3 protein-coding genes are annotated in these 9,740 nt (G+C 71.3%); all 3 read left to right on the top strand.

All coding sequences use genetic code 11. The features are described 5' to 3' along the window. Positions 1-61 precede the first annotated feature (61 nt). Positions 62-6,370 carry a ThuA domain-containing protein gene (locus tag OJ962_RS03285; RefSeq protein WP_202955346.1) on the top strand — a complete coding sequence of 2,103 codons (6,309 nt, stop codon included), beginning with the start codon at positions 62-64 and terminating at the stop codon, positions 6,368-6,370. 75 nt (positions 6,371-6,445) lie between these two features. After that, positions 6,446-8,296, top strand: a complete 1,851-nt coding sequence (locus tag OJ962_RS03290; protein WP_202955345.1) for a M28 family peptidase — start codon at positions 6,446-6,448, stop codon at positions 8,294-8,296. After that, positions 8,296-9,660, top strand: coding sequence for an FAD-dependent monooxygenase (locus OJ962_RS03295; protein ID WP_202955344.1), 1,365 nt, complete (start codon positions 8,296-8,298; stop codon positions 9,658-9,660). Before OJ962_RS03290 ends, OJ962_RS03295 begins: the two co-directional genes overlap by 1 nt. Positions 9,661-9,740: the final 80 nt, after the last annotated feature.

Consider the following 9,740-nt stretch of genomic DNA (forward strand, 5'->3'; position numbering starts at 1 on the left):
GGGGAGGGCGAGGAGGAGAAGTTTGAGAGGCTTCAGGAAACGCGCGCTTAAGAGCGCAGCGTTGGCGGCCGCCGGCGCAGGACTGCTGGCTGCCCCCGCGACGGCGCACTACACGGGCGCCCCGCATTCCCACGATTACGCGCCGGAAGTGAACGCCGCGGCGCTCATGGGAGCGCAGACGCCGGGTTGGACGTCGACGGCGCCGCTGTCGAAGCTCGAGGCGCCCGCCGCGCCCGCGCACGTCCTCATCTTCAGTGAGACCGCCGCGTTCCGGCACACGGACGCGATCGAGAAGGGCACTCCGCTGCTGCGCGCAGCGTTCACGGAGGCCGGCATCACCTCGGAGCTCTCCGAGGACTCGTCCATCTTCAACGACACCGACCTGGCGCGCTTCGACGCGCTGGTGATGTTCCAGACGTCCGGTGATCCCTGGACCGCCGCCGAGAAGGCGGCGATGGAGAAGTACCAGAAGGCGGGCGGCGGCATCGTCGCCATCCACAACGCCACGGACATGCGCGGCAACTACAAGTGGTGGGACGACCTGATCGGCTCGCTGATGCCGGGTCACGCCGCCACCGGCTCGACGCCTCCGGCCGACGACCCGCCGCCGTGGAACTCCGGCGTCGGCGGCCTCACCGCGCAGGTCATCAACGAGGACAAGGCGCACCCGTCGACCAAGCACCTGGCTGACCGCTGGACGCGCAACGACGAGTGGTACAACTTCTCGACCAACGTCCGCGGCAGCGCCCACGTGCTGCTCTCGATGGACGAGTCGACCTACGACGCCGGCGGCAACCGGATGGGCTACGACCATCCGATCTCGTGGTGCAAGCCGTACGACGGCGGCCGCGCCTGGGTCACCGCGATGGGTCACTTCGGCGCCCACTTCCAGGAGAAGGCGCTGCTCGACCACATCATCGGCGGCGTCAAGTGGGCCGCGGGCGTCGAGACCGGCGACTGCGGCGGCACGATCAACTCGAACTTCGAGAAGGTCGCGCTGGACGAGAACACGAGCGCCCCGTTCGCGCTCGACGTCGCACCCGACGGCCGCGTCTTCTTCACCGAGCTCGTCCGTGGCCAGATCCGCGTGTACGACCCGAAGACGCAGAACGTCAAGACCGCCATCACGCTTCCGGTGTACTCCGGCGGCGAGGACGGCCTCATGGGCATCGTCGTCGACCCGAAGTTCTCCGAGAACGGCTGGGTCTACGTCTACCACGCCCCGAACTCCTCCAACAACAGCGATCCGGCCAACTTCAAGAGCCGCGTCACGCGCTTCACGGTCGACGCCAACAGCGACATCGACCCGGCGTCGGCGAAGCTGATCATCGAGGTCCCCGCCTCGCGTGAGCCGGACGAGCCCGGCCACACCGGCGGCAACCTGGACTTCGACCTCCAGGGCAACCTGCTGCTCGGCGTCGGCGACGACGTCAACCCGCACTCGGAGCCCTCCGGCGGCTACGCCCCGCTCAACGAGCGCGCGGACCGCATGTGGGACGCCCGCGAGACCTCGGGCAACACCAACGACCTGCGCGGCAAGATCCTCCGCGTCAAGCCGAAGGCTGAAGGCGGCTACGACATCCCGGCGGGCAACCTGTTCCCGGTCGGCACCGAGAAGACGCGTCCCGAGATCTACGCGATGGGCTTCCGCAACCCGTGGAAGTTCTCCGTGGATCCGACCACGGGTTGGGTCGGCGTGGCCGACTACGCGCCCGACAACTCCAACGACAACCCGAACCGTGGTCCGGCGGGCATCGTCGAGTACAACATCATCAAGGAAGCCGGCAACTACGGCTGGCCGTTCTGCATGGGCAACCAGCAGGCGTTCCGCGACGTCGACTACATGACGACGCCGGTCACCGTCGGCGCGTACTTCGACTGCGCCAAGCCGATCAACGACTCGATCAAGAACACGGGTCTGCGTGAGCTGCCCCCGGCCAAGGCGCCGGACATGTGGTACGGCTACCGCACGACCTCGGTCGGCGCGATCCCCGCCGGCGGCGGCCTGGCCCCGATGGGCGGCCCGTTCTACAAGTACGACGCCAACCTCGAGTCCGACACGAAGTTCCCGGCCTCCTACGACGGCAAGGCCTTCTACTACGACTGGGCGAAGAACCGCGTCTGGACCGTCCAGCTCAACGACGAGACGGGCAAGGTCGAGAAGGTCAACCCGTTCATGCCGAACACGTCGTTCCTGGCGCCGCAGTCGCTGGCGTTCGGGCCCGACGGCTCGCTGTACGCGCTCGAGTGGGGCGGCGGCTACGGCCGTGACAACCCGAACTCGGGCATCTACCGCATCGACTACATCAACGGCTCGCGCTCGCCGCGGGCGAGTGGCTCCGCCACGCCGGACAACGGCAAGACGCCGCTGCAGGTGACGTTCTCCAGCGCCGGCTCGACCGACCCCGAGGGCGGCGCGCTCACGTACGCGTGGGACTTCGACGGCAACGGCTCGACGGACTCGACCGAAGCCAACCCGACGCACACGTACACGACGGGCGGCGTCTACCAGGCCCGCCTGACCGTGACCGACCCGGCCGGCAAGACCGGCACCACGGTGCTCCCGGTCACGGTCGGCAACACCAAGCCGACGGTCAAGTTCAACGGCCCCGTCGACGGCGGCTTCGTCGAGTGGGGCGACAAGGTCAGCTGGGACGTCACGGTCACGGACGCCGAGGACACCGTCGACTACAACAAGCTGATCGTCCAGCCGGCCCTCGGCCACGACGATCACGCGCACCCGCTGCTCGAGAACACGGGCAAGACGGGCGAGGTCGTGACCGACCTCGGCACGGGCCACTCGGAGGACATGAAGGTGTTCTTCGTCCTGGACGCCCGCTACTCCGACAACGGCGCCGGCGAGGTGCCGTCGCTCACGGGCACCGACACGGTGATCATCCAGCCCAAGCGCAAGGAGGCCGAGCACGCTGACGGCCGCCTGGGCGTGGACACCGCCGAGGCCTCCGGCGACGCCGAGGCCACCTCGGCGCTGACCGGCCTCAACACGGGCGACTGGGCCTCCTACGACCCGGTCAACTTCACCGGCATCGACTCGATCACCTTCCGTGTCGCCTCGGCGATCGCGGGCGGGCAGATCGAGCTGCGCAAGGACAGCCCGACGGGCGACCTGCTCGGCACGGCCAACGTGCCGAACACGGGCAGCCTGAACCGCTGGCAGGACGTCACCATCCCGGCCCCGGCCGACAAGTCCTCGATGGGCCTGTTCCTGGTGTTCAAGGGCGCCGCGAACTTCCGCCTGAACTTCTTCGAGGTCAACGGCAAGGGCATCGCGCCCGAGACCCGTCCGACGGTGAAGATCACCGCTCCGGCGGAGAACGACGCGGTCGACGCCGGCCAGGTCACGTTCACCGCTGACGCGACCGACGCCGAGAACACGATCACCAAGGTCGAGTTCTTCGTCGACGGCACCAAGATCGGCGAGGACACCACGGCGCCGTACAGCGTCAACTGGACGCAGACGACGGAGAAGTTCTACGCCGTCCACGCGGTCGCCACCAACTCGAAGAACCTCACCAACGACTCGCGCAAGGTGCGCTTCTCGGTCGGTGAGACGGGCATCCGCCCGCCGTGGGAGACGTTCGCCAACGTCGACGCGGCCTTCGACAAGGTCGGCGACGAGTTCACGGTCAGCGCCGCCGGCGCGGACCTGTGGCAGGCCGCCAACGAGTTCGGCGCGGTCTACCTGCCGGGCGGCGTGGGCGAGAACTTCATCGCCACGGTGAAGGTCGCCTCCTACGACGGCACCCACGCGAGCGGCAAGGCGGGCATCATCGTCCGCAACCAGATCCCGCAGGGTGGCGGCAACGACAACAAGGGCTACCTCGTCTTCTCCGAGAAGGGCAACGGCGAGGCCGAGTTCATGCACGACGCCGGCGGCAACGGCCAGGTCAATGACAACGGTGAGCCCGTGGCCACCGGCTGTGGCACCGGCAGCGCCCCGACGTGGCTGAAGGTCGAGAAGTTCGGCAAGAAGTTCTCGGTCTACTGCTCGCGTGACGGTGTCGCGTGGACCCAGGTGGGCATCACGACCACCATCAACGCCGCGACCACCGTTCAGGACATCGGCCTATTCGTCGTCTCGCACATCAGCGGGACGCGCGCCACGGCCAAGTTCACCAACTGGTCGCTCGACACCGATCCCGAGGTTCCGGAGGAGCCGGAGGAGCCGTCCACGCCGACGCCGGGCTGCACGCCCACCCTGTCGGATGAGTTCGACGGGGCGCTCAATCGCTCCCGTTGGACGATCGCCCGCGGCCCCGCCGCGAGCCTGCCCGCCACCACCGGCGGCGCGCTCAACCTCGCCGTGATCAACGGCGACATCGACGGCGCCAACACGGCGCCCGTCTCCCACGTCGGCCAGAAGACCCCCACGGGCAACTGGCAGGCGTCCACCAAGGTCACGCTCTCGCACGACAACGCCTGGCAGTACGCGGGCCTCGTGATCCACGTGGACGACAACAACTACACGAAGCTCTCCTTCACCCGGCACACGGACGGGCGGCGCTTCGTGGAGTTCTGGAGCGAGACCAACGGGTCGCGCACGGGCCACGGCAACAACGCGTTCGTCGCGTCCGACCATCCGGCCACGATCCATCTGCGCCTGACGAACGCGAACGGCACCCTCACGGGCGCCTACTCGACGAACGGCACGGACTGGACCAACATGGGCGGCACCGCGCCGCTGAAGGCCAACGGCACCATCGGCCTGCTGGCCGCGGGTGACCTCGACGCCCAGAACAAGACCGCGGCGTTCGACTGGTTCCGGGTCACCCCGGACGAGGCGAAGCCGAAGCCGGCCGCGAACGACGAGTTCGACGGCACCGAGCTCGACGGCTGCCGCTGGGACAAGATCAACAGCTGGAACTCCAACCGGGCCAAGCTCGTGGACGGCAAGCTGCGGGTCACGACGTTCGACGGCGACTTCAGCGGGTCCAACAACAACCCGGTGGAGAACCTCATCCTCCAGACGCCGCCCGCCGGTGACTGGGTGGCTGAGACGAAGATGACGGCGCCGCTCGGCGACGCCTGGCAGCTGGCGGGCTTCCTGCTCTACAGCGACGTCGATCACTACGTCAAGTACGACGTGGTGGCCGACAACGAGCCGGGTGCCGCGAAGGCGCGCCGCGTCGAGCTGCGGGCCGAGAACGGCGGCAACGCCTACGGTCCGACCGGCGCTCAGGACATCGAGCCGCCGGCGTCCGCCACGGACACGTGGTGGCTGCGCCTGATCAAGAAGGGCAACACCTACACCGGCGAGATCAGCGCGGACGGCACGACCTGGGTCAAGTCGCCCGGTTCGATCACCGTCAACCTGACCAACCCGGCGATCGGCCTCATGGCCTTCGGGCCCTCGCAGGCCGCCCCGATCAATGTGGACTTCGACTACTTCCGCATCGGTTCGGGCGACACCGAGGCCCCGACCACCACGTCGACGCTGAACCCGGCGGCGGCGAACGGGGCCAACGGCTGGTACACGTCGGCTCCGACCCTCACCCTCGCGAGTGAGGCCGGCGCGACGACCGAGTACAAGATCGGCAACGGTGCCTACCAGGCGTACACCGCTCCGGTCGCCCTGGACGGCGCGGGCACCATCACGGTGACCTACCGCTCCAAGGACGCCGCGGGCAACGTCGAGGCGGAGAAGACCGTCACGGTCAAGCTCGACAAGGCCGCCCCGACCACCACGGCGACGGCTTCGGCCCAGCCCGGTCAGGACGGTTGGTACGCGACGGCGCCGACCATCACGTTGGCGGGTGCCGACGGTACGGGCGGCTCCGGCGTGGCGAGCACGCAGTACGCGATCGACGGCGGCGAGTGGCAGACCTACACGGCGCCGTTCGCGGCGCCGGCGGGCGAGCACACGATCCGCTTCCGCTCGACCGACCAGGCCGGCCTGGTCGAGGCGGAGAAGTCCGTCGCGATCAAGGTCCGCAGCAACAGCACCGAGGTCCCCGTCGTCGTCGGCGGCGAGGTCCCGGGCGTGCTCGCGCTCACCATCAACACCCCGGAGAGCCTCGGCTCGTTCACCCCGGGCGTCACGAAGGACTACTCCGTCGGTGCCACGGCGAAGGTGACCTCCACGGCGGGTGACGCGACCCTCACGGTCGTCGATCCGAGCTCGACCAACACGGGCAAGCTGGTCAACGGCGCCTACGCCCTGACCCAGCCGCTCCAGATCAACGAGAAGCCGCTGGCGGGTACGCCGACGCTGCTCAAGAGCTGGAACGCGCCGGTCGGCGGCGAGAGCGTGCCGCTGACGTTCAAGCAGTCGATCCTCGAGACGGACGCGCTCCGTCGCGGGACCTACAGCAAGACCCTGACGTTCACGCTGTCGACCACGACGCCGTAGTCAGGTAGCTCCCTTCGGGGCCGCGGCGCTTCGGCGTCGCGGCCCCGTCGTGTTTAAGGGCCGCGCCCCGGGCGCATGTCCTGGAAGGGCGGAGCGCATCTCGACGTCCTGCAGGACATGAACCTCACCACGATCGGGCGCTGCGCGGCGCTCGCGGCCGCGCTCGCGCTGTCCGCCGCGCCCGCGCAAGCCGACGTCGCCTACGAGGAGATGCGCGCCTGCGCGCAGCTCGGAGCCAAGCCGCCCGGGAGCGCCGCCGGCCACGAGCAGGCGCGCCGGCTCGAGCGCGGCTTCCACGCCGCCGGCTTCACCACCGCGCGCGAGCGCTTCCACGTGCCGCTGTTCCAGGAAGAGCGCACGCAGCTGACCGTGGCGGGCGCGTCCGTGCCGGCCGAGAGCTTCGCGTACGGCGGGACGGGGCGCGTGCGCGCGGGGATCGTGGACGTCGGCGTCGGGCGGTCGGCGGACTACGCGGGCAAGGACGTGACCGGCAAGATCGTGCTCGTCGACCGTGACGAGGCGTTCCACCGGACGTCGCAGCTCGCGCAGGTGATCGCGCGCGGCGGAGCGGCGATGCTGTACGTCTCCGGCTCGCCCGACAACCTCATTCAGGAAGGAACGGTGCGGTTCGCGCAGCTGCCGCCGGCGCCGGTACCGGCCGTGTCGGTCGGCGCGCAGGACGGCGCGGCGCTACGCGCGACGCTCGCGGCGAACCCGGGCGCGGAGGTCGCGCTCGAGGTCGAGGCCAGCCGGGAGGACGCGGTGGCCGCGAACGTGATCGGCGTCCGGCGAGGCACGACGCATCCCGGCAAGGTGATCGTCGTCGGTGCGCACTACGACTCCTGGCACGCGGGCGCGATCGACAACTGCACCGGGGTCGGCTCGCTGCTCTCGATCGCGGACGCGGTGCGCGGCGTGCCGCTGGCGTACACGGTCGTGCTCGCCGGCTGGGACGCCGAAGAGGTCGGCCTCACCGGGTCCTATGACTGGGTGGCGCGGCACGCGGACCGGCTGGGCGACGTGGTGGCGAACATCAACCTTGAGATGACCGCGGCCGAAACGGGCGCTCCGGCCCTGCGCTTCGGCACGAGCGCCCCGAAGCTGACGCAGGTCGTCCAGCAGGCGGCGGCCGCGAACGGCTACGTGGCGACGGACCTGCCCGCGACGGTGGTCCGCCAGATCAGCGGCGGCATCCTGCCGACCGACATCCAGCCGTTCTACAGCGCCGGCGTCCAGGGCTTCTCGACGTTCACCTCGACGCCCTTCTACCACACGCCCCAGGACGTGCCGGAGCGGGTCGACGCGGCCTCTCTGAGCCGGGCGAGCGCGTATCTGTGGGACGCCCTGCTCGGGCTCCAGTCGGTGGCGCCGGAGGAGCTCGCCGTGCGCGACGTCCCGAGCGTGACGGTGCGGGCGCCGGAGCGTGCCGAGGCCGGTGCCGAGCTCGCAGTCGAGGTCGAGCTGCGCTCGCCGACGGGGGCGCCGGTGCTGGGAGCGCCCGTCCGTGTGCTCGTCGACCAGAACGACCACTGGGCGCGCCACGAGGGCGTCGCGACCGAGCTCGGCGGTGGCCGCTATCGGTTCGTCGTCCCGGCCGGCGCGACCGACGCCGGTGAGGCGCGGATCACCGCCACCGCGGACACTCCGGCGTTCATTGCCGAGGGCTACGCCGCGGTCGAGCTCGGCGGGGGCGTCCTGCTGCGCCGCCCGGACGCGTGTGACGGCGCGCGGTGGTTCGTCGAGCCGGTGCGCGGGCACGTCGTCGAGGCGACGGTGAGCGCCGGGAAGGTCAGGGTCGTGGCGGGCCGGCTGCTGCTGGTCGACGCGCGGGCCGCGGGCCGCGACCCGGTCGTGCTGCGCGTCCGCGCTCGGGTGGGCGGCCGCGAGCTGGTGCAGAGCCGCGAGTACCGCGTCTGCGCACGCTGATGGAGACCACGTCCGTGGTGATCGTCGGCGCCGGGCCCGCGGGCCTGGCCGCGGCGATCACCCTGGCGCGCCTGGAGATCCCGTGCCTCGTCGTCGACTCGCTGCGCTCGCGCTCGGGGGCGGCGCGCGCGACCGTCGTCAGCGCCGGCGCCATGGAGCGCCTGCGGCGCTGGGGGATCCACGAGCGCGCGGAGGAGCAGGCGCTCGACGTCGAGATGCGCGGCTGGCGCGCGCCCTCGCTGCGGCGGATCGAGGACGGCGCCGCGTTCGAGCTCGGGATGCTCACCCCCGCGCAGGCCCGGGTGGTGAGCCCGGCCCGTCCGACCTGCCTCAGCCAGGACCGGCTGGAGCCGCTGCTGGAGGAGCATCTGCGGACGCTGCCGGCGGCGCAGGTGGCGCTCGGGACGACGTTCACCGGGTTGGAGCAGGATCCGAACGGCGTCACCGTGCGGTTGGGTGAGCGGACGGTGCGCGCAGCGTACGTGATCGGCGCCGACGGGCTGCGCAGCGCCGTCCGCGCGGCCGCGGGCGTCGAGATCGAGACGTCCGGCGCCCTGAGCGACTCCGTCGGCGCCCAGCTGCGCGCGCCGCTGTGGGAGCTGATTCCCCGGGACCGCCGGTTCGGGCTCTACGCGACCGCGGCCGGAACGCTGATCCCGGTCGGTGGCGATCGCTGGATCTACGCCACCGAGCGTGGGCCCGGCGTGGAAGCGACCGCGCCGGCGCTCGCGGGGCTGGTGCGCGCCGCGGCCGGCGCGCCGGACCTGCCCGTGGATGTCGACCGCGTGATCGAGCTGCGGTACGCCACTGCGCTCGCGCGTGCCTTTGGCGCCGGTCGGGTGTTCCTGGCCGGCGACGCGGCGCACCGCGTCACGCCGCGCGGCGCGACCGGCATGAGCATGGCGCTCATCGGCGGCGAGGCGGTGGCGTGGCGCCTGGCCTGGGTGCTGCGCGGCTGGGCTTCGCCCGAGCTGCTCGACGCCTACGAACGCGAGCGCCGCCCGATCGCGGCCCACAACATCGCGCGCTCGGCCCGCCGCAACGGCTCCGAGCAGCTGGCCGAGCAGCAGTGGCGCCTCGACGTCGGCGGCCGGATCGCGCACGCCTGGGTCGCGCCGGGCGAGTCGACCGTCGACCTGGTGGGCCTGGGCCGCACGCTGTTCACCGGCCCGGACCGCAGCGCCTGGGCTGCGCTCGCGCCGCACGCCCCGGGCGCGCCCGTGCGCGTCCGGGCGTTGCCCGCCGATGCGGCGCGCGCCCTCGGCCTCACGGGCCGCGGGGCGATCATGACCCGGCCCGACGGCATCCCGGTCGGCCTGTGGACGAGCGACCGCCACGCGGAGGCGGCCCTGGCCGAGGCGTGACCGCCGCGGGCAGGGCGCGGCCGCGAGTCGCGCGGGGCCGAGACCGCCCGCCCCGCGAGCCGCGAGCCGCGAGCCGCGCG

Source organism: Solirubrobacter deserti, assembly GCF_027587175.1.
GTDB lineage: Bacteria > Actinomycetota > Thermoleophilia > Solirubrobacterales > Solirubrobacteraceae > Solirubrobacter > Solirubrobacter deserti.